The sequence below is a fragment of the Salmonella sp. 32020114201800008SM genome, assembly GCF_017572025.1.
Lineage (GTDB): Bacteria > Pseudomonadota > Gammaproteobacteria > Enterobacterales > Enterobacteriaceae > Salmonella > Salmonella enterica.
The window spans coordinates 657,057-678,205 of the sequence record NZ_JAGEQM010000001.1; the positions used below are offsets into that span (position 1 = coordinate 657,057).

General features: G+C 52.1%; 19 protein-coding genes and 1 pseudogene. 8 read left to right on the top strand and 12 right to left on the bottom strand.

Going from position 1 to position 21,149, the window contains the following annotated elements:
- Positions 1–47: 47 nt before the first annotated feature.
- The 6 genes and pseudogenes from J4613_RS03300 to osmB form a co-directional block, all read left to right on the top strand.
- Positions 48–1,025, top strand: a pseudogene (locus J4613_RS03300) (CMD domain-containing protein); the annotation flags it as partial.
- 244 nt (positions 1,026–1,269) lie between these two features.
- A complete protein-coding gene (locus J4613_RS03305; RefSeq protein WP_017465589.1) occupies positions 1,270–3,204 on the top strand; it encodes an exoribonuclease II in 1,935 nt (644 codons plus the stop codon).
- A 261-nt stretch (positions 3,205–3,465) separates the two neighbouring features.
- Positions 3,466–5,448: a cyclic di-GMP phosphodiesterase gene (gene pdeR, locus J4613_RS03310; protein ID WP_077946215.1), complete on the top strand. Its 1,983-nt coding sequence runs from the start codon at positions 3,466–3,468 to the stop codon at positions 5,446–5,448.
- Positions 5,449–5,569: 121 nt separating this feature from the next.
- Positions 5,570–5,749: a hypothetical protein gene (locus tag J4613_RS03315; protein ID WP_001279854.1), complete on the top strand. Its 180-nt coding sequence runs from the start codon at positions 5,570–5,572 to the stop codon at positions 5,747–5,749.
- A gap of 85 nt (positions 5,750–5,834) precedes the next feature.
- Positions 5,835–6,587 (top strand): DNA-binding transcriptional regulator YciT, encoded by a 753-nt coding sequence (locus J4613_RS03320; protein WP_058107151.1) that lies wholly within the window; start codon positions 5,835–5,837, stop codon positions 6,585–6,587.
- A gap of 258 nt (positions 6,588–6,845) precedes the next feature.
- Positions 6,846–7,064 carry an osmotically-inducible lipoprotein OsmB gene (gene osmB, locus J4613_RS03325; RefSeq protein WP_000481166.1) on the top strand — a complete coding sequence of 73 codons (219 nt, stop codon included), beginning with the start codon at positions 6,846–6,848 and terminating at the stop codon, positions 7,062–7,064.
- Between the two features lie 119 nt (positions 7,065–7,183).
- Here osmB and yciH read toward each other — a convergent pair whose 3' ends face one another.
- From yciH to pgpB, 5 genes are all read right to left on the bottom strand, one after another.
- Positions 7,184–7,510 (bottom strand): stress response translation initiation inhibitor YciH, encoded by a 327-nt coding sequence (gene yciH, locus J4613_RS03330; RefSeq protein ID WP_058653168.1) that lies wholly within the window; start codon positions 7,508–7,510, stop codon positions 7,184–7,186.
- Positions 7,510–8,247, bottom strand: coding sequence for an orotidine-5'-phosphate decarboxylase (gene pyrF, locus J4613_RS03335; RefSeq protein WP_001542125.1), 738 nt, complete (start codon positions 8,245–8,247; stop codon positions 7,510–7,512). Before pyrF ends, yciH begins: the two co-directional genes overlap by 1 nt.
- A 190-nt stretch (positions 8,248–8,437) precedes the next feature.
- Positions 8,438–9,607: a lipopolysaccharide assembly protein LapB gene (gene lapB / locus J4613_RS03340; RefSeq protein ID WP_000891378.1), complete on the bottom strand. Its 1,170-nt coding sequence runs from the start codon at positions 9,605–9,607 to the stop codon at positions 8,438–8,440.
- Positions 9,608–9,613: 6 nt separating this feature from the next.
- Positions 9,614–9,922 (bottom strand): LapA family protein, encoded by a 309-nt coding sequence (locus tag J4613_RS03345; protein ID WP_000876301.1) that lies wholly within the window; start codon positions 9,920–9,922, stop codon positions 9,614–9,616.
- 149 nt (positions 9,923–10,071) lie between these two features.
- Positions 10,072–10,836 carry a phosphatidylglycerophosphatase B gene (gene pgpB / locus J4613_RS03350; protein WP_000948651.1) on the bottom strand — a complete coding sequence of 255 codons (765 nt, stop codon included), beginning with the start codon at positions 10,834–10,836 and terminating at the stop codon, positions 10,072–10,074.
- 195 nt (positions 10,837–11,031) lie between these two features.
- Between pgpB and ribA the strand changes: the two genes are divergently transcribed.
- The gene (gene ribA, locus J4613_RS03355) at positions 11,032–11,622 is read left to right on the top strand and encodes a GTP cyclohydrolase II (RefSeq protein ID WP_001176284.1); all 591 of its coding nucleotides are present in this window, start codon (positions 11,032–11,034) and stop codon (positions 11,620–11,622) included.
- Positions 11,623–11,677: 55 nt separating this feature from the next.
- On the opposite strand, the gene acnA is transcribed toward ribA, so the two are convergent.
- From acnA to topA, 6 genes are all read right to left on the bottom strand, one after another.
- On the bottom strand, positions 11,678–14,353 hold the full coding sequence (acnA, locus tag J4613_RS03360) for an aconitate hydratase AcnA (RefSeq protein WP_111742337.1): 2,676 nt from the start codon (positions 14,351–14,353) through the stop codon (positions 11,678–11,680).
- Between the two features lie 182 nt (positions 14,354–14,535).
- Positions 14,536–14,628: a small membrane protein YmiC gene (gene ymiC / locus J4613_RS22540; RefSeq protein ID WP_223148964.1), complete on the bottom strand. Its 93-nt coding sequence runs from the start codon at positions 14,626–14,628 to the stop codon at positions 14,536–14,538.
- Positions 14,629–14,737: 109 nt separating this feature from the next.
- Entirely contained in the window at positions 14,738–14,908 is a 171-nt protein-coding gene (locus tag J4613_RS03365; RefSeq protein WP_000029027.1) for a hypothetical protein, read from the bottom strand.
- The gene (locus J4613_RS03370) at positions 14,909–15,049 is read right to left on the bottom strand and encodes a YmiA family putative membrane protein (protein ID WP_213083417.1); all 141 of its coding nucleotides are present in this window, start codon (positions 15,047–15,049) and stop codon (positions 14,909–14,911) included.
- Positions 15,050–15,329: 280 nt separating this feature from the next.
- Positions 15,330–16,304 (bottom strand): HTH-type transcriptional regulator CysB, encoded by a 975-nt coding sequence (cysB, locus tag J4613_RS03375; RefSeq protein WP_000776230.1) that lies wholly within the window; start codon positions 16,302–16,304, stop codon positions 15,330–15,332.
- Positions 16,305–16,715: 411 nt separating this feature from the next.
- Positions 16,716–19,313, bottom strand: a complete 2,598-nt coding sequence (gene topA, locus J4613_RS03380; protein ID WP_000513593.1) for a type I DNA topoisomerase — start codon at positions 19,311–19,313, stop codon at positions 16,716–16,718.
- Between the two features lie 402 nt (positions 19,314–19,715).
- Between topA and J4613_RS03385 the strand changes: the two genes are divergently transcribed.
- Positions 19,716–19,967, top strand: a complete 252-nt coding sequence (locus tag J4613_RS03385; protein ID WP_000548616.1) for a YciN family protein — start codon at positions 19,716–19,718, stop codon at positions 19,965–19,967.
- Positions 19,968–20,008: 41 nt separating this feature from the next.
- On the opposite strand, the gene sohB is transcribed toward J4613_RS03385, so the two are convergent.
- Positions 20,009–21,055, bottom strand: a complete 1,047-nt coding sequence (sohB, locus tag J4613_RS03390) for a protease SohB (RefSeq protein ID WP_000422082.1) — start codon at positions 21,053–21,055, stop codon at positions 20,009–20,011.
- Positions 21,056–21,149 lie beyond the last annotated feature (94 nt).

Genomic DNA, 21,149 nt, shown 5'->3' on the forward strand with positions numbered 1-21,149 from the left:
CCGACGCCGAATCATTATCGATCGCCATTTCATCCTCGGGAAACCCTATGGAACAATGCCGAAAAGCGGGTAAAAGCCACTGGTATCATGAAACACAATCCACTATGTCGTCACAAACCCCGCTTTCGCTAATGCCGGAAGCCGCGTATGTTAACGATCGTTTTTTACTGGATTTAACGGTAGCAGAAACCGCGTTGACGCCTTTTGAGTCATGGTTAAAGCCCGCTCGCCAGTTGGCGGATGTCTTATTTCCCCGCACGGTTCTCAACGACCGGCTTCATACGTTTAGCACCTATGAACGTATGAGCACCGCGCTGACCGCCGCTCAGGTATTTGGGGTTCAGCGTTTGTGCCGCTATTATGCCGCGCGTCTGGCGCCGCTACCTGGCCCTGATGCCTCAAGAGAGAGCAATCAACGGCTGGCGCAAATTACGCAATACGCTCGTCAGCTTGCCGGCTCCCCCTCCGTTATCAATACGCGAGCCCGCGAACAGCTTGCAGAGGTGGGATTAACCGCCCGGGATACCGTACTCATCAATCAGATCATTGGGTTTATCGGTTTTCAGGCGCGAGTAGCGGCGATATTTCAGGCGTTTTGCCGTCTGCCCGTGCGCGAGCTGCCCGGCCAGGAGATGCAGCGCTTTGCCAGGGCCGCGCGGTTTCAAAACCCCCAGACAACATGGCGGCCCGCCGCCAGTCTGGTAGAATATTCTCCCGCCCATACCAAAGTTCGGCGGCAATATTCGTCTTCACAATGCCAAATAATGGCGCCGGTACTCATGCGCGATCCGTCTTCATTCGCGTTACTCGAACGCATACTGACCAGCACATTACACACTGCGTCGCTCCCTTCTTTACTTCCACTTATCACGCTCCTCACATCACGTATCAACGGCAGCGCCGCCTGCTTTAACGAACAGGCAACCCAACCTGGCGCGTGGCGCCGCGCTGTTATCACGTTACGCCAGGAAGACGATGACATCGCTCGTTGGGAACTTGAGCCTGCGCTGACACAGGCGATACAATGGCTCACCAGAGCGCCCGATCGCTTTAGCGCCGCGCATTTTTTCCCGCTACTCACCAGGGGAGTTTCATCGGAGCAGGCCATTAATATGTTAGGCTGGTGTGGCGTGTGCGGATGGTTAAATCGTTTAAAAATCGCGTTGGGCGAAACCTATTAACTCATCCATTACTGAAAGAGCGCTTGCTGCGCCAGGCAGAATCGCGTAAAACTGTCAGCCGCTCTTTTGGCTACGAAAATAGACGAATATGTTTCAGGACAACCCGCTGCTAGCGCAGCTTAAACAGCAACTGCATTCCCAGACGCCGCGCGCTGAAGGGGTCGTAAAAGCCACGGAAAAAGGCTTTGGCTTCCTTGAGGTTGACGCGCAAAAAAGCTATTTTATTCCTCCGCCGCAGATGAAAAAAGTGATGCATGGCGATCGTATCGTCGCGGTCATCCACACGGAAAAAGAACGAGAGTCTGCCGAGCCGGAAGAACTGATCGAACCGTTCCTGACGCGCTTTGTGGGAAAAGTTCAGGGTAAAAATGACCGCCTGTCCATCGTGCCGGATCATCCGTTGCTGAAAGACGCGATTCCCTGCCGCGCCGCGCGCGGCGTTCAGCATGAGTTCAAAGAAGGTGACTGGGCGGTTGCCGAAATGCGCCGCCATCCGCTTAAAGGCGACCGTTCGTTTTACGCCGATTTAACGCAGTACATCACCTTTGCCGACGATCACTTTGTTCCCTGGTGGGTTACGCTTGCCCGCCACAACCTGGAAAAAGAAGCGCCGAACGGCGTAGCGACGGAGATGCTTGACGAAGGGCTGGAGCGTCAGGATCTGACCGCGCTGAATTTCGTCACTATCGATAGCGCCAGCACTGAAGATATGGATGACGCGCTATATGCTGAGGAATTAGCGGACGGCAGACTCCAGCTTACGGTGGCTATCGCCGACCCTACCGCCTGGATTGCCGAAGGCAGTAAGCTGGATAACGCCGCGAAAATTCGCGCCTTCACCAACTACCTGCCGGGCTTCAATATTCCTATGCTGCCGCGTGAGCTGTCTGACGATCTGTGTTCGCTGCGCGCCAACGAAGTGCGTCCGGCGCTCGCCTGTCGCATGATCATCGCCGCGGACGGCACCATTGACGATGATATCGCCTTTTTTGCGGCCACCATCGAATCGAAGGCCAAGCTGGCGTACGACAATGTCTCCGACTGGCTGGAAAATAACGGCACCTGGCAGCCGGAGAACGAAGGCATTGCCCAGCAGATTCGTCTGTTGCACCGTATTTGTCTAAGCCGCAGTGAGTGGCGTCATCATCATGCGTTAGTCTTTAAAGACCGCCCGGATTACCGCTTTGTGCTTGGCGAAAAAGGCGAAGTACTGGATATTGTGGCGGAACCGCGCCGTATCGCTAACCGTATCGTAGAAGAGTCGATGATCGCCGCTAACCTTTGCGCCGCGCGCGTACTGCGCGATAAGCTCGGTTTCGGTATTTACAACGTACATACGGGCTTCGATCCCGCGAATGCCGACGCGCTGGCCGCGCTGCTGAAAACGCATGGTCTGCATGTCGATGCCGAAGAGGTGCTGACGCTGGAAGGCTTCTGTAAACTGCGTCGCGAACTGGATGCGCAGCCCTCCGGTTTCCTTGACAGCCGCATTCGTCGCTTCCAGTCTTTTGCGGAAATCAGCACCGAGCCGGGGCCGCATTTCGGTCTTGGTCTTGAGGCTTACGCCACCTGGACCTCTCCCATCCGTAAGTATGGCGATATGATTAACCATCGCCTGCTGAAAGCGGTCATCAAGGGGGAAGCTATTGCGCGTCCGCAGGAAGATATCACCCAACAAATGGCGGAACGCCGTCGCCTGAACCGCATGGCGGAGCGCGATGTCGGCGACTGGTTATATGCACGCTTCCTTAACGATAAGGCGGGGACAAATACCCGTTTCGCGGCAGAAATTATTGACGTCAGCCGCGGTGGTATGCGCGTGCGACTGGTCGATAACGGCGCTATCGCCTTTATCCCTGCCCCGTTCCTGCACGCCGTTCGCGATGAACTGGTATGCAGCCAGGAAAACGGTACGGTACAGATTAAAGGTGAGACGGTTTATAAAGTGACGGATGTCATTGATGTCACTATTGCGGAAGTTCGCATGGAAACCCGCAGCATTATTGCCCGACCGGCAGCGTAACCACGTTGAGCTCGCTTAACGGCCTTTGCTGAGAAGGCAAAGGCCGTTTCTTTTCTTCTTCTCCCTTCCGTCATGCTCTAAGTTTAATCTTATTCAAGCGCCCCATTTCTTGTTATTTTTAGCTGGCGACTATGCTTTTTCCAGAATCTGGATTACATATGAATACATAGATAAAACAATACGTTCAGCCATAATTACCCTTATTTATAACATGGCTAACCTTTCTTTTCGGGCACCTGGCGCTTAAATGGGATGGTACGCATGATGAAACAGATTCAGGAACAAACGGCGCTAAATCCCCTTCACTCTCACTGGCGTCTGGCTGATGACCGCAACGTGCTGTATCTCTCCCCGACAGGTGAAACGGATACAGAAAAAACGGTCGAGCTATCGCCGGAACAAGCCGGGCGTATCCGGGAAATAACGGCGATTACGTCCAGTCTGCTGATAACGTTGTTGATAGAAAAACAGGTTACCGCTGTGCACCTGGTAGGCCGTAAGATTAATAACCGTGAATGGGCTGGCAGCCTGGCAACCTGGCCTGATACGCCTGCCGTCGCGCCAACGCAGGCGCAGGAGCTCTCTTTTGCCGAGCAAATCGTATCAGAAGCCAACTCAGTCATTGCGATACTGGATAGTCGGGGAAAAATCTGTCGATTTAATCGGTTATGCGAAGAGTACACGGGCTTAAAAGAGCGAGATGTCATTGGTCAAAGCGTCTTTAAATTATTTATGAGTCGCCGGGAGGCGGTTGCCTCCCGACACTACATTGAGAATTTTTTTCGCAATGGCAATGCCTATGAAATCGAACGCTGGATAAAGACTCGTAAAGGCCAACGCCTGTTCTTATTTCGTAATAAATTTGTCCATAACGGTAGCGGAAAAAACGAAATTTTCCTGATCTGCGCAGGCACGGATATCACCGAAGAAAGGCGGACTCAGGAGCGTTTACGCATACTGGCGAATACAGACACCGTCACCGGCCTGCCCAATCGCAATGCTATTCATGAATTTATTAATCATGCTATTGCCTCGGCTGGCGAGTCGCAGGTGGGTATCGTTTATCTCGATCTGGATAACTTCAAGAAAATTAATGACGCCTATGGGCATATGTTTGGCGATCAGCTCTTACAGGCCGTTTCGCTGGCGCTGTTGAGTTGTCTGGAGGAAGATCAATTGCTGGCCAGACTGGGGGGAGATGAATTCATTGTCCTCGCTGCCCATACGTCTCAGGCCGCGCTGGAAGCAGTAGCCTCACGAATCCTTACCCGGCTGCGGCAACCGTTTCGCATTGGACTCATTGAAGTTTACACGGGATGTGCCATTGGCATTTCGTTGGCCCCCCGGCACGGACAGGACAGCGACAGTCTCATTCGCACTGCCGACACCGCAATGTATAACGCCAAAGAAGGCGGCCGCGGTCAGTTCTGCGTTTTTTCGCCGGAAATGAATCAGCGCGTATTTGACTATCACTGGCTGGATACAAACCTGCGAAAAGCGCTGGAAAACGACCAGTTACTTATTCACTATCAGCCCAAAATTACCTGGCGCGGCGAAGTACGTAGCCTGGAAGCGCTGGTACGCTGGCAATCGCCGGAACGCGGATTAATTCCGCCGCTGGAGTTCATCTCATACGCCGAAGAGTCAGGACTCATCGTCCCGCTGGGCCGCTGGGTGATTCTGGATGTAGTTCGCCAGATTGCGAAATGGCGCGATAAGGGGATTAACTTGCGCGTAGCCGTTAACTTTTCGGCGCGACAACTGGCCGACCAGACGCTTTTTACTGCGCTTAAACAGGCTTTGTACGATCTGAATTTTGAGTATTGCCCGATCGATGTCGAGCTAACGGAAAGCTGCCTGATCGAAAACGACACGCTGGCGCTATCGGTTATCCAGCAATTTAGTCAGCTCGGCGCCCAGATTCATCTGGATGATTTTGGCACAGGGTATTCTTCGCTTTCTCAACTCGCCCGGTTCCCTATTGATGCCGTTAAACTGGATCAGGCTTTCGTCAGAGATATCCATAAGCAACCGCTGTCGCAATCTCTGGTTAGGGCGATTGTCGCGGTGGCTCAGGCGCTAAATTTACAAGTGATTGCCGAAGGTGTAGAAAATGCTAAAGAAGATGCCTTCCTGACAAAAAACGGCGTCAATGAACGACAGGGCTTTTTATTCGCCAAACCTATGCCCGCCGTTTCTTTTGAACGCTGGTACAAACGTTATCAGACGAAAAAAATGCGTTAATGGCGACGATAATAGGGAGAACAGCCTGTGCAGACAGGCATAGCCCTATTTTTCCCTTCTCTTTTCAGATTAATTTCTGCATCATGAATTGAAACCTTTTCTGACATTAAGGATGACAAACATGTCTGATATCGAAGCACAACGAATTGCCGCACGCATTGATACCGTGCTGGATATCCTTGTTGCTGGCGATTACCACTCGGCCATCAATAACCTTGAAATATTGAGAGCAGAGCTGTTAGATCAGGTTAAAGACGGTATCTCGCCATCCCAGGCTCCCGGGTCGCCCTGGGAAATCTGATAGCGATTATTTGTCCGGGATGGCCGTTAGCCCTTCCCGGCTCTCTGACTGTCTGTGACTCCTCTTAACGAATAAAATTAATACTATGAACTCCCGACAACAATCAATTTTGCAAATGGTGGTTGATAAAGGCCAGATGAGCGTTGCTGAACTGGCGAAAATTACCGGCGTATCTGAAGTCACGATTCGTCAGGATCTGAATACCCTGGAAAAGCAGAGCTATTTACGCCGTGCGCACGGTTTCGCCGTTTCGCTTGAGAGCGATGACGTAGAGACTCGCATGATGACGAACTACACGCTAAAACGCCGACTGGCGGAGTTCGCCGCCTCGCTGGTCAGTCCAGGGGAATCCGTTTTTATTGAAAATGGCAGCAGCAATGCGCTATTGGCCCGGACGCTGGCGGAACAAAAAGATGTCACGATCATCACCGTGAGCAGTTATATCGCGCACCTGCTCAAAGAGACCCCTTGCGAAGTCATTCTCCTCGGTGGAATCTATCAGAAAAAAAGTGAAAGCATGGTAGGGTCGTTGACGCGACAGTTTATCCATCAAGTGCATTTCAGCAAAGCATTTATCGGTATTGATGGCTGGCAGGCTGATACCGGCTTTACCGGACGCGATATGATGCGATCGGATGTGGTTAACGCTGTTCTGGAAAAAGGCTCAGAAGCGATTGTCCTCACCGACAGCTCCAAATTTGGCTGTGTGCATCCCTATCCCCTGGGCCCGCTCTCTCGCTTCCATCGTGTCATTACGGATTCCAAAATTTCCGCCAGCGATCAAATGCAGTTAGAACATGCGGGGCTGCTAGTCAATGTTATTGGCTCATCCGTTTAAAATATTTCCCGATGGTTTGCCCTATGGCAAATCATCCTCTCTCTAAGACTTTTCTGACATCCCAATTAAGACTATTTACCTGTTGTAACGAGCGTAACGTCGTAAAATTAATATTAGCGAAATAACAGGAAGTGACTATCACCTGCGTGATATACCCCTGCGCAATCAGGTTTTACGGAAAATCTCTTAACAGGTTTTATTTTAACTATAGTTATAGTGAGCTTAATTCCGTGAATCGTTAATTCAGGAGAGAGTATTATGTTTATGACGAGCAAAAAAATGGCCGCTGCTGTGCTGGCAATCACCGTAGCAATGTCTCTGAGCGCCTGCTCAAACTGGTCCAAGCGCGATCGCAACACGGCTATTGGCGCAGGTGCGGGAGCGTTAGGCGGCGCAGTGTTAACGGACGGCAGTACATTAGGCACCCTGGGCGGCGCGGCGGTCGGCGGCGTGATTGGTCACCAGGTTGGAAAATAATCCAGACGTTTAAATATTGAACGGCTCAAAATAATACGTTTATTCTTTTCAGGTCTGGATTACAAAAATAGACAAAGTTGACTTTTACGCCACGGTAATTTACAACCGTGGCGTTTTCATTAGCCGCCAGCTAATTTTACTTTCATTCCTTTAGCTTCCAGCAATGATTTTATCAAGTCGCGTTTATCACCCTGAATTTCAATAATCCCTTCTTTTACTGCCCCGCCACAGCCGCATTTTTTCTTCAGTTCAGCCGCCAGTTTGGTTAATTCCGCATCATTCATCTCGATACCGGTAATCAAACATACGCCTTTACCCTTACGGCCACTGGTTTGACGCTGAATGCGAACGATACCATCCCCTTTGGGACGAACCGGCTCCGTTTTAGGTTCTTCAATGCGCCCCGTCTGTGTTGAATAAACCAGACGACTATTGGAATCGCTCATTATGCCTCCCGTTTCAGTGACGCGTTAATATCCTTCAGCGTTTGCGCCGGATCTACCGATTGCGTAACCGGGCGGCCAATCACCATATAGTCGACGCCAGCGGATAATGCCTGTTCGGGCGTCATAATGCGTCGCTGGTCGCCTGCCTCGCTGCCTGCGGGCCGAATGCCCGGCGTCACCAGCTTAAATGCAGCGCCAAAGGCCTGTTTAAATCTGACAGCTTCCTGAGCGGAACAGACCACGCCATCCAGCCCGCATTGCTGCGTCAGGCGCGCCAGCCGCTCCGCATGTTCCGCCGGTGACAACGTCACGCCCAGATCGTGTAGATCGCTGGTTTCCATACTGGTCAACACGGTCACGGCAATGAGCAACGGCGCATCTTTACTGAATGGCGCCAGCGCGTCGCGCGCTGCGGCCATCATTCTCGCCCCACCAGACGCGTGAACGTTTACCATCCAGACGCCCAGGTCTGCCGCTGCGGCGACTGCCCGGGCCGTGGTGTTGGGAATATCATGAAATTTTAGATCAAGAAAGACATCAAACCCACGTTGCTGGAGATCCCGAACGAGTTGTGGACCAAACAGCGTGAACATCTCTTTGCCCACTTTTAAGCGACAATCGCGAGGATCGATTTTGTCGACAAACGCCAGGGCTTTATCGCGTTCATGGTAATCCAACGCCACAACGACAGGCGATTCAGTAATAGCGCAGGAAGAAGATGAAGCAGTAAACGTCATGACCAGACCTTCTTGATGATGGGCACCGGAAGTGGCGCAAATTGGATAAACGGCGTGCATTCTACCTGCGGCGCAGGGAAATTAACAGGTTCGATTGACAACCTGATAAGCCCTGGCCGCCGATGCCAGCGTCGTTTCTAGCTTTACGTCATCAAGTATGTTGTAACTAAATTGAAGCTTTTTTTATATACTACTGCCCATCAAGTCCGCGAATAGGTTTAATGGTCGACCATGCCCGGCAGGACGGACAGTGCCAGTACAAGGTATAGGCGGTAAAACCGCATTTCTGACAACGATACCGCGGTTTACTGCGCACCTGCTCGCCAACCATATCACGCAGTACCATCAGGCTTTCTTTCGCTCGCCCTTCTTCCGCCTCGTTGAGATGGTAATCCATCAGCTTATGGAACACCCGCATGGTAGGATGTCGCTGTAGCTGACGCGTGATATAGACTTGAGCTGCGTCACTACCTTCACGTGCTTCCAGAATATCGGCAAGCATTAACTCAGCGCCAGCACCGGTATTCTCCTCAACGGCGCGACGTAAAAACTCCGCCCACTCGGCATTTTTACCGAGCTGTTGATAACAGGTTTGCAGCATCTCCAGCGTTTCGCTGACCAGCTCTTTATCCTGAACGATCACACGTTGCAGGCTTTCGACCGCTTTGGCGTAATCCCCTCTCGCCATATAAACGCGCCCCATCATGATAGACACCCGGGCGCTATTTTTATCTGCGGCGGCACCTTTTTTCAGCAACGCCATCGCGCGATCCATGTCGTCGTTGCCCATCTGCTGTAAAGCTAACTCACAGTAAAAATGGGCGATTTCGATACGCTGTTTATCTTTGCCCAGTTTCACCAGCCGTTCTGCTACTTCGATCGCCTTTTGCCAGTCGCTGGTTAGCTGATAGATTTGCAAGAGCTGCTGTAACGCGCCTACGCGAAATTCCGTTTCGTCGGTAAGTTGGTTAAACATATCTTCCGCGCGGTCATATAAACCGGCGGCCATATAGTCGCGCCCCAGTTGCTGAACAGCCAGTAAACGCTGTTCATAGGTCAATGAAGCGCTTTCCATGAGCGTTTGATGAATACGAATGGCGCGATCGACTTCGCCGCGTGAGCGAAACAGATTACCGAGAGTGAGATGAGCCTCAACGGTGCCCGTATCCTCTTTAAGCATATCGAGGAACAGATCCACCGCTTTATCTTGTTGGTTACTCAGCAGGAAGTTAACCCCTGCGACATAATCGCGCGACAGGCGGTTAGCTTCATCCTGTTTTGTTTGTTGCGCACTTCTGCGACCCATATACCACCCATAGGCAGCGGCTACAGGCAACAGCAGAAATAACAACTCCAACATAAATGATTATTCCTTTACAACCGACGAATCGGCAGGGACCGCAACGTCGGTTGCTGGCGAGAGCTTGTTTTCCAGGCGTTTAATTTTACGTTCAGCGCGGGCAAGGGAAACGCGGACCCGCAGCCAGAACAGGCCGCAAATCAGCCAGCCAATCGCAAAACCGACGGCGAACAATACAGCAAGCAACGTGGAGATACGATACTCCCCTTGCGCCAGCAGGTAGTTAAACGTCACCTGTTGATCATTCTGCGCGCCCAGCGTCACCGAAATAACAAAAATCGCCAATACCAGTAAGAAAATGAGTAAATATTTCACATTACTTCCCGTTATGTGGTTTGCGCGAATAAATCGTGTCCAACTTACCGCATCCAGCCTTCTAAATTACCATTTTCCCGCCTCGCGCGAAATGGAAATGCGCCCGCCATCAGATGATTTAAGGGCAATAGTCAGAAAATCAACCGTTGTCAGCTTTCCTGCTCGCGTTCAGCAATTTCTTGCGCTTCTTCACGAGGCGGCATAAGCGGCCCGCAAATTCGCTGCGCCAGCCAGGTCGCCAGGGTAACTAATAGCCAGGAGATGAGCGTGGCGACCACTAAATCTCGCGGCCAGTGCATTCCCAGAAGCAAACGGCTGCCCATTACGCCGGTCGCCCAGACTAACAAAAACGCGATGGTGAAAGTCCGTCTGCGCGGCCATAACAGACCCACGGCCAAAAGCGCCCAGCTCGCTGCAAACATGGTGTGTCCGGAGGGAAACGCAAAGCCCGTCTCTTTTTGCCAGTGCTGACGCAGGAAAACGGGGATGTTCTGTTGCCCGGCCAACTGCTCTTTCACTAAATGTCCGCGTTCTGTACGCTTTAAAGTGTAGAACTCATCGACGGGAATATGGTGCGTTTTTTCAAGCCAGACCACAAATGGCCGCGGCTCCTGTACGCGCTCCTTTACCCATGACTTCACGCCCTGCCCGACGATAATCGCCCCGCCGAGAATCGCAAACAGCATAATGGCGGCGCGCAGGCGAAATCGCAGGCACCATAAGAACCATCCACAAAGAATCACATGCGTGATAACGCCCCAGGGTTTGGTCACGGTTTCCGTTATCCAGAATAGCGTTTTTAGCCACCAGACCTGATGTCCTGGCTGCCACTGCCAGCCTGATACCCATACGGCAAGCGGCATGATAAGCAACAGGGCGGCGCCTGCCGCGGTGCGCCTCGCAATTGAAAGCATGGATGCTCCTTTTATAAGTAAGTATCACAATCATAACTGAAAATTCTCGCCGGACTGGAAAATTGACAAATTTGTGCCATTCCTGAGCAATTACGTGGTAGTGATTAGGTGATGACCGCTGCCTTATGGCAAAATAGCGGGATACAGGCCAACAGGCGACGACACCGCAGGCGTCAGCATAATCTGGAGAAATACATGCAGCTTAAACGTGTGGCAGAAGCCAAACTGCCAACCCCATTGGGTGACTTTCTGATGGTGGGATTTGAAGAACTGGCAACCGGACACGACCATGCCGCGCTGGTTTTTGGCGATATTTCAGGTAAAACGCCGGTACTGGCTCGCGTTCATTCCGAATGTCTTACCGGGGACGCGCTTTTTAGTCTGCGCTGTGATTGTGGTTTTCAACTGGAAGCCGCGCTGACGCATATTGCGGAAGAAGGACGCGGTATTCTGATTTACCACCGTCAGGAAGGCCGCAATATCGGCCTGCTTAATAAAATTCGCGCTTATGCGTTACAGGATCAAGGCTATGACACGGTGGAGGCCAATCATCAGCTCGGCTTTGCCGCCGATGAGCGTGATTTCACCCTGTGCGCGGATATGTTCAAATTACTGGGCGTAGATGAAGTTCGCCTGCTGACCAATAATCCGAAGAAAGTCGAAATACTGACCGAGGCGGGAATTAATATCGTGGAACGCGTTCCGCTCATTGTGGGTCGTAATCCAAATAATGAGCATTATCTCGATACTAAAGCGGCCAAAATGGGCCACCTGCTAAGCAAGTAAGCCACCGGTATTAAAGCGCGGGCCTGCCTGTTTACGGCAGGCCCGATAAACGGCTTTAGTTCAGCATATTTCTAATGACATAGTGCAAGATGCCGTCATTCTGGTAGTAAGTCAGCTCGGTGGCGGTATCAATGCGACAGCGGCAAGGCACCGTTTCTTTGCTGCCGTCCGATCTCGTTAACGTCACCGGAATGGTCGCGCCAGGGCGTAGGTTTTGCAGATCCGCGATATCAATCACCTCTTCCCCGGTCAGTCCCAGCGTTTTACGCGTTACGCCCTGTGGAAACTCCAGCGGCAGGATCCCCATCCCAATCAGGTTTGAGCGGTGGATACGTTCGAACGACTCGGCGATCACCACGCGAATACCTAACAGCCGCGGACCTTTTGCCGCCCAGTCACGGCTCGATCCCGACCCATACTCTTTCCCGGCAATTACCGCCAGCGGCGTTTTTTCCTGCTGGTAGAGCATCGCGGCATCATAAATCGACATCGCTTCCGTACCCGGTAAATGCCGCGTCATCCCACCTTCGACGCCGGGCAGCATTTCGTTGCGAATACGAATATTGGCGAACGTACCACGCATCATCACTTCATGGTTGCCGCGCCGTGATCCATAGGAGTTAAAATCCTTCCGCTCAACGCCGTGGTTTTGCAGATAACGTCCGGCGGGACTGTCCGGCTTGATACTGCCGGCCGGGGAAATATGGTCGGTCGTCACCGAATCGCCCAGCATCGCCAGGATACGCGCGCCGTGGATATCTTTGACGGGAGCAGGCTGGGCCTGCATTTCATCAAAGAAAGGCGACAGGCGGATATAGGTTGAATCCGACTGCCAGCCGTAGGTATCGGACGATTCAACCTGAATCGATTTCCATTCTTCCGTGCCCTCAAACACTTCCGCATACTCTTTACGGAACATATCTGATGATACCAGTTCAACGGCGCGAGCAATTTCCTGCGCCGAAGGCCAGATATCCTTCAGGTATACCGGATCGCCTTTACGATCGTACCCCAGAGGGTCTGTCGCGAGGTTAACATTCATGTTTCCGGCCAGCGCATACGCGACCACCAGCGGCGGCGACGCCAGCCAGTTCGTTTTCACCAGCGGATGGATACGCCCTTCAAAATTTCGGTTACCGGAAAGCACGGCCCCTACCGTCAGATCGCCTTTTTTAATCGCGGTCTCAATAGGCTCCGGCAACGGACCGGAGTTCCCGATACAGGTCGTACAGCCATAACCGACCAGGTTAAAACCGAGCTCATCCAGATAAGGCGTAAGTTTGGCCTGCGCCAGATAGTCAGATACCACTTTTGACCCCGGCGCCAGAGAAGCCTTGACCCACGGTTGACGCTTCAACCCCAGCGTTACTGCCTTTTTCGCCAGTAATCCCGCCGCCATCAGCACGCTGGGGTTCGAGGTATTCGTACAGGAGGTGATGGCGGCAATGACGACAGCGCCATCCGGAAGCTGATATGGCTGTCCGTTCATCGTATAGTCAACCGGCTGGCGATCTCTTTGCGCGGTATTCAGCTCCAGCTCGGCGCTGGCGGCAAAGGCTTTCGGCACATCGCCTAACGCCACGCGATCCTGCGGGCGTTTCGGCCCGGCCAGGCTGGCCTCGACATCGCCCATATCCAGTTCCAGCGTACTGGTAAATACCGGTTCGTCACCGGGATTACGCCACATTCCCTGCGCCTTCGCGTAGGTTTCAACCAGCTCGACCAGATCGTCGCTACGTCCGCTTAATCGCATATATTCCAGGGTGATGGCGTCAATGGGGAAGAAACCACAGGTGGCGCCATATTCCGGCGACATATTAGCGATAGTCGCGCGATCCGCCAACGGCAGCGAATCCAGACCGTCACCATAAAATTCAACAAATTTACCCACGACGCCATGCTTACGCAGCATTTGCGTGACGGTGAGCACCAGGTCAGTGGCGGTGATCCCCTCCCGAAGCTTACCGGTTAACTTAAAGCCGACGACATCCGGGATAAGCATCGACACGGGCTGACCAAGCATCGCTGCTTCCGCTTCGATACCGCCCACGCCCCACCCCAATACGCCCAGACCATTAATCATGGTCGTATGGGAGTCAGTCCCCACCAGCGAGTCCGGGTAAGCAATCCACTCCCCGTCCTGTAATTCGCTCCAGACGGCTTTACCCAGGTATTCCAGGTTAACCTGATGGCAAATGCCGGTGCCGGGCGGCACCACGCTGAAACGGCTGAATGCCTGCTTTCCCCATTTCAGGAACATATAACGCTCATGGTTACGTTCCATTTCCAGCCGCACGTTTTCTTCAAACGCATCGTCATCGCCGAAATGATCGACCGTCACAGAGTGGTCAATAACCAGATCAACCGGCGATAACGGGTTCACTTTCGACGTATCGCCGCCGAGGCGTTTAACGGCTTCACGCATCGCCGCCAGGTCGACAACGGCAGGCACGCCGGTAAAGTCCTGCATCAGGACACGGGCGGGCCGCCAGGCAATTTCACGATCGGCATGGGCATTTTTAAGCCAACCGGCCAGCGCCTGAATATCTTCATCAGTCACAGACTCGCCGTCCTGCCAGCGCAACAGGTTTTCCAGTAACACTTTAAGTGATTTGGGCAAACGGACGATATCGCCCAGGGATTTGGCAGCCAGCGGCAGACTGTAGTAATGATACGTTTTATCTTTGGCCTGCAATGTATCCTTACTGGCTTCTCGTAGGGTTGACGACATAGCTCCTCCTTAAATGACAGGGTTGCGTTACCCTGATTCTCCACAGGGTTGTATTAAAGATAACACAAACAAAATGTAACGTTTTGATAACAACCCAAATTGCTAAAAGAGGAGAAACCTAACAGGCGAGGAACGAAGATGAAAAAGCCCGATAAATAACGCATTATCGGGCTTTGACGAGATTAGACGGCAATCCAGATTAACTCGGCCCAGAACAGTAGCGATAATATAAACGCGCCAGTCCATGACCAATACTTTATATTTGACGTTAACATAGGCGACACCAACTGTGTTTAATCAATACTGAGAAGCGCTCAGCACACGGTTGCTGCGGTGTAATAAGACAGCGTTAATAAAACAGTAACGCCAATAAAAAGACGAATATTATTTTTGTGACACCTCGTCAGCAAAAGCATCAATAAATGCCCGCTGCTGCGGTGTGAGCGTCCAGTGTTGCGGAACAGACCGAAAAACGGTCGTATCCGGGGTGTTATCATCGTCACCAGATTGAATCGGGGGCGCGACCACGCGCTCGCGTTCCGACGTAATGCTCACTTAGCCCCACCAATGCCAGATAACAAGCGCTACCACTACCCAGAACAACGCAGAACCCACAAAAACCGCCAGCCATGCTTTACGTTTGAGCTCAGGGTCGCGGCGCGGTTCCTGGTTTTCAGAAGGCATTACTAACCTCATGCTATCGGTATCACTTATCATTTCAGCACCAAACAATCGGTACAATTAATCATCAGATGAGACAAATCCTAAATAAACTTTAGTCAAAAATCCAGTCAATTTACGAATCGTTGCCAGTGAATAAATCAATCTTTTGACTCAAGATAACTATTTGGAAAAAGAAACTGGCGGGACGGGTAATTCAACACTATTTTGCTGATCATTACCCGCAATACTTCGAGGGATATTGCAAAAGGCGGCTTTGTCTGCCATGCCACTACGACACAAACCGACGGTGATATTACTTTTCAGGCAGCTTTATATCCTGAAACATCGCTTCAATTTCTTCATTAGAACGCAACGCCACCGCCGTATCCACCACGTCACGCGTCAGATGCGGCGCAAAACGCTGGATAAAATCATACATATAGCTGCGTAAAAAAGTACTACGGCGAAAACCAATTTTTGTGGTGCTGTGGCTAAAAATATCGTGCGCGTCAATCCGCACTAAATCAGGATCGGCAAGCGGATCGACCGCCATGCTGGCAATGACGCCAACGCCCAGCCCCAACCTGACATACGTTTTAATCACATCCGCATCGGTTGCAGTAAAGACGATCCGCGGCGTTAACCCTGCGCGATTAAAAGCGGTATCCAGTTCGGAACGGCCGGTAAAGCCGAAGGTATACGTCACCAGCGGATACTGCGCCAGCGCTTCAATCGTTATGGAAGACGTTGCCGCCAATGGATGATCCGGCGTCACCACTATCGAACGGTTCCAGTGATAGCATGGCAACATCACCAGATCGTCATATAAATGCAGCGCTTCCGTGGCAATCGCGAAATCGGCGTTCCCTTTCGATACCGCTTCCGCAATCTGCGTTGGCGACCCCTGGTGCATATGCAGCGAAACGCGCGGGTAACGCTCGATGAAGCCTTTAATCACGCCTGGCAATGCGTAACGCGCCTGAGTATGGGTAGTGGCAATATAGAGCGAGCCTTTATCCGGCCAGGTGTGCTCGCCGGCGACCGACTTAATGGCATCGACTTTGGAAAGCACCTCACGCGCAATACGAATAATTTCCTGTCCTGCGGGCGTCACCTGAGTCAGATGCTTACCGCTGCGGGCGAAAATCTGGATGCCAAGCTCATCTTCCAGCATCCTAACCTGCTTGCTGATCCCCGGCTGGGAAGTATACAACCCCTCAGCGGTAGAGGAGACGTTAAGGTTATGATTAACCACTTCAACAATGTAACGAAGCTGCTGCAATTTCATAATACATCATCCAGATTAGCGCCATCAGGCCATCGTTTATCTGCAGACTTAATCGGGCTGCTAATACGATTTAATAATAAAAAAGGTGTTAACTATAACCACTATATCATTTATATCTGAACTGTATAGCCAGCGCGATAAAATAATAAGCCCGCTATACCTAAAATAATTCGAGTTGCTTAAAGGCGGCAAGGGAGTGAGTTCCCAGGCGCATAGATAACGATGTGACTGGGGTGAGCGACAAATCTGCCGGGAGCAGATTTGAACGTCGCGTGCGACGGCCCGTCAGGACGAAGCCCATGGATGGGCCGAGTAATCCGTAGCCAACACATAAGCCACTTTAAATATGAAGGGTATATAAAAAAGGGCCGCTTACGCGGCCCGCTTGACTATAGTGACGACAGGCAGGGGTTATTTCTTGCCTTCAACCCACTTGCCGTCGACGAAGAACGCTGACCATCCCGTCGCCTTCCCGTCTTTTTCCGCCGCAACGTACTGCTGTTTTGTTTTGCGGCTAAAGCGAACAACGGTTTTATTACCTTCCGGGTCCTGCTGCGGCGCATCCGCCAGATAACGCAGTTTTTCCGGCAGGCGATCGCGGAACCGGTAAAGCTCCTCGACTAATGGCGCGCGCGTTTCGCGTGATTTCGGGAACGTATTGGCCGCCAGGAATATCCCTGCGGCGCCATCGCGCAGCACAAAGTACGCGTCCGATTTTTCACACGGCAGTTCCGGTAATGGAACAGGATCTTCCTTCGGCGGCGCAACTTCGCCGTTACGCAAGATCTTACGGGTATTTTTACATTCGTCGTTAGTACAGGCCATGTACTTACCAAAACGCCCCATTTTCAGGTGCATTTCGGAACCACATTTCTCACACTCAACGATCGGGCCGTCATACCCTTTGATGCGAAACTCGCCTTCTTCAATCTCGTAGCCGTCACAGGTCGGGTTATTACCACACACATGCAATTTACGCTTCGGATCGATCAGATAGCTGTCCATCGCCGTACCGCACTTCTGACAGCGCCGCTTGGCGCGCAGGGCGTTGGTTTCGGCGTCGTCGCCTTCCAGCACGTTCAGAACTTCATTTTCCGGCACCAGGTTAATGGTCGTTTTACAACGCTCTTTAGGCGAAAGCGCATAACCTGAACAACCAAGGAAAACCCCCGTACTGGCAGTACGAATTCCCATTTTACGGCCACAGGTTGGACAGTCGATGCTGGTCAGCACCATCTGGTTAGGACGCATCCCCCCTTCTTCCGGATCTTTCTCGGCTTTATCGAGCTGCTGAGTAAAATCGCTGAAGAAGTTATCCAGTACCGCTTTCCACTCGGCCTGGTGATTTGCAACCTGATCCAGACTATCTTCCATCTGCGCGGTAAAATCGTAGTTCATCAATTCGCGGAAGTTTTCTTCCAGCCGATCGGTGACGATTTCACCCATTTTTTCCGCATAGAAGCGACGGTTTTCAACGCGAACATAGCCGCGATCCTGAATGGTCGAGATAATCGACGCATAGGTAGACGGACGACCAATACCGCGCTTCTCAAGCTCTTTAACCAGAGAAGCCTCGCTAAACCGGGCTGGCGGTTTAGTAAAGTGCTGAGCAGGCGTCAATTCAAGTAGCGTCAGCGCATCGCCCTTATTCACGGCAGGCAATGTGCGATCTTCATCGCCTTTACGCAGCGCCGGCATCACTTTTGTCCAGCCGTCAAAGCGCAAAATACGCCCACGCGCTTTCAGACGGAATTCGCCTGCGCCAACGGTAAGCGTAGTAGAGTCATATTGTGCTGGCGTCATCTGACAGGCGACAAACTGACGCCAAATTAGCTGATACAACTTCTGCGCGTCAGCCTCCATGTCTTTCAGCGACTCCGCCATGACAGCAACGTCGGAAGGACGGATCGCTTCGTGCGCTTCCTGAGAGTTTTCTTTGCTGGCGTACTGGTTCGGGTTATCCGGCAGGTATTTCTTGCCGAAATTATCGCCAATATAACCGCGCACCATGTTGACCGCATCCTGACTCAGGTTGGTGGAGTCGGTACGCATATAGGTGATGTAGCCCGCCTCATACAGACGCTGCGCCATCATCATGGTTTTCTTCACGCCAAAGCCCAGCCGGGTGCTGGCCGCCTGTTGTAGCGTGGAGGTGATAAACGGCGCGCCAGGTTTGCTGCTGGTCGGTTTGTCTTCACGCTCCAGTACGCTATAGCGCGCTTTTTCCAGCAAGCTGACGGCGGCAAGCGTCTGCTCGCGATTTACCGGCCGGAATGGCTTGTCGTTCTGATGCGTCACCTGTAGCGGTAGTGCCTCGCCAGACGGCGTCGTCGTATTAGCGTCAATTTCCCAGAACTCTTCCGGAACAAACGCTTTAATCTCGCGCTCGCGTTCAACGACCAGACGGACCGCGACAGACTGAACGCGACCTGCCGACAAACCACGGGCGATCTTTTTCCACAGCAGCGGCGAGACCATATAGCCTACCACGCGATCCATAAAGCGGCGCGCTTGCTGGGCGTTGACCCTGTTAATGTTCAGCTCGCCCGGCTGTTCAAACGCCTGGCGAATGGCATTTTTGGTTATTTCGTTAAAGACTACGCGACTGTAGCGCGCGTCATCGCCGCCGATCACTTCCCGCAGGTGCCATGCAATGGCTTCCCCTTCGCGGTCAAGGTCGGTTGCGAGATAGATGTGGTCGGCTTTTTCCGCCAACTGTTTCAGTTCAGAGACGACCTTCTCTTTACCGGGCAGCACTTCATAGTGCGCATCCCAGTTGTGCCACGGGTCAACCCCCATACGGTTGACGAGAGCGCCACGTTCATCCTTTTTGGGCTTTTTAGCCGTTTTGGTGGAGGTAGAGTCGGCGCTCTTTTTAGCTGCTGAGCCACTGGTCGGCAAATCACGGATATGACCCACGCTGGATTTCACCACGTAGTCATTACCCAGATACTTGTTGATCGTTTTGGCTTTTGCCGGGGACTCAACGATGACAAGAGCTTTACCCATATTCACCTTTACCTAAGTTGATTCTTCCAGGAATGCGTCGCACGTTGATTCACCTTCCACTGGCGACGAGACAACGATATATGGTCTCTGCGTCTGCGGATATCAACCCCTTGTACTGGCTTTGTGTACGAAATGTAACCCTCAGGTGACTGAGTTAACAGGCTTTTTTGCACACACGCGCTATAGCACGACGGAATTTTGGTCGAATGTCAAGCAATTCTGTTGCCAGATTGACGAAAGCGTCACACTGTACCTGATAAAATTCGATACGCAACTTTATTAGCATGCAAAAACAAATCTTGCCAGTGAACGCAACATGACAAATCCATCAATTTGCTGTGAGAATATTTGCCCATCAGAAGTGCTCAGCGTAGACTAATCTCCTTGTTTAAGGAGTAAAAAATGCATAAAGAGACGCAACCTATCGATCGCGAAACACTGTTGCTTGAAGCCAACAAAATTATTCGGGAACATGAAGACACGATGGCAGGTATTGTCGCCACCGGCGTAACGCAGAGAAATGGCGTGCTGGTTTTCAGCGGCGATTACTTTTTAGACGAGCAAGGGTTACCGACCCCTAAAAGCACCGCGGTGTTTAACATGTTTAAACACCTGGCGCATGTGCTGTCTGAGAAGTATCACCTGGTTGATTAATCCATGCCGGATGGCGCTGAATGCCATCCGGCAATAGCGGTTTACATCAACGGCTTTTGTCCACGCTGCCACCAGCGCAGCAGCAGCCGATCCGCGCTTTCCGCCGCGCTGCCGGTAACACGATCGATCAGTTTTTTACGCTGCATATAGCGCACATTCAGCACCTCACGCCCTTCCATCAGGCCGAGGATAACCTCATCGCTGGTGTTAATCTCATCAACCAGTCCTTTCTCCAGCGCCTGCTGACCGTACCAGTGTTCGCCCGTGGCGACCTGTTCAATGTCCAGAGCCGGACGCATCCGCTGCACAAACTCTTTGAACAGATGGTGCGTTTCGTTGAGATCTTCACGAAACTTCTGCCGCCCTTCTTCCGTATTCTCGCCTAACAAGGTCAGGGTACGTTTGTACTGCCCTGCGGTATGCAGTTCAATATCAATGTCTTTACTTTTGAGAAAGCGGTTAAAGTTCGGGATTTGCGCGACAACACCAATTGACCCCACAATAGCGAACGGCGCCGCGATAATTTTTTCCGCCACGCAGGCCATCATGTAGCCTCCGCTTGCCGCGACTTTATCCACCGTCACGGTCAGCGGAATATTTTTATCGCGCAGGCGCTGCAATTGCGATGCCGCCAGGCCATAGCCATGCACAACGCCACCTGGGCTTTCCAGACGCACAACCGCCCGATCGCCGGGTTTCGCCACCGCCAGCACCGCCGTGACCTCTTCGCGCAACGCATTAACTTCGTGAGCGTCCATACTGCCTTTGAAATCTATCACCCATACGCGCGGTTTGTCCGATGTCGCAATGTCCCCCAGCTTCGCTTTCGCTTTGGCGGCTTTAGCCTCCTGCTTATGCTTTTTTTTCTGCGCTTTATGCCACAGTTTTTGCTGATGGCCATCCATCAACGCCGCAGCAAGGTCATCCTTCATCTCCTGATACTGCTCGCTCAAATTGGTCACGCGCAGCTCGCCGCGCTGACGTTTGCGTTGCGTAGCATTCACGATCAGCAGCACAATGACGGCAATGGCCACCACAACGGTGACGATTTTTGCCAAAAATAAGCCATATTCAGACAACAATTCCACGACTCCCACCTTGATTAAATAACGCGACTTGCGCTCAGTGTACAACAGGCATCGAAGTCAGTCTCTCTTCATCCGTATGCCTGTTGAGGAAGAA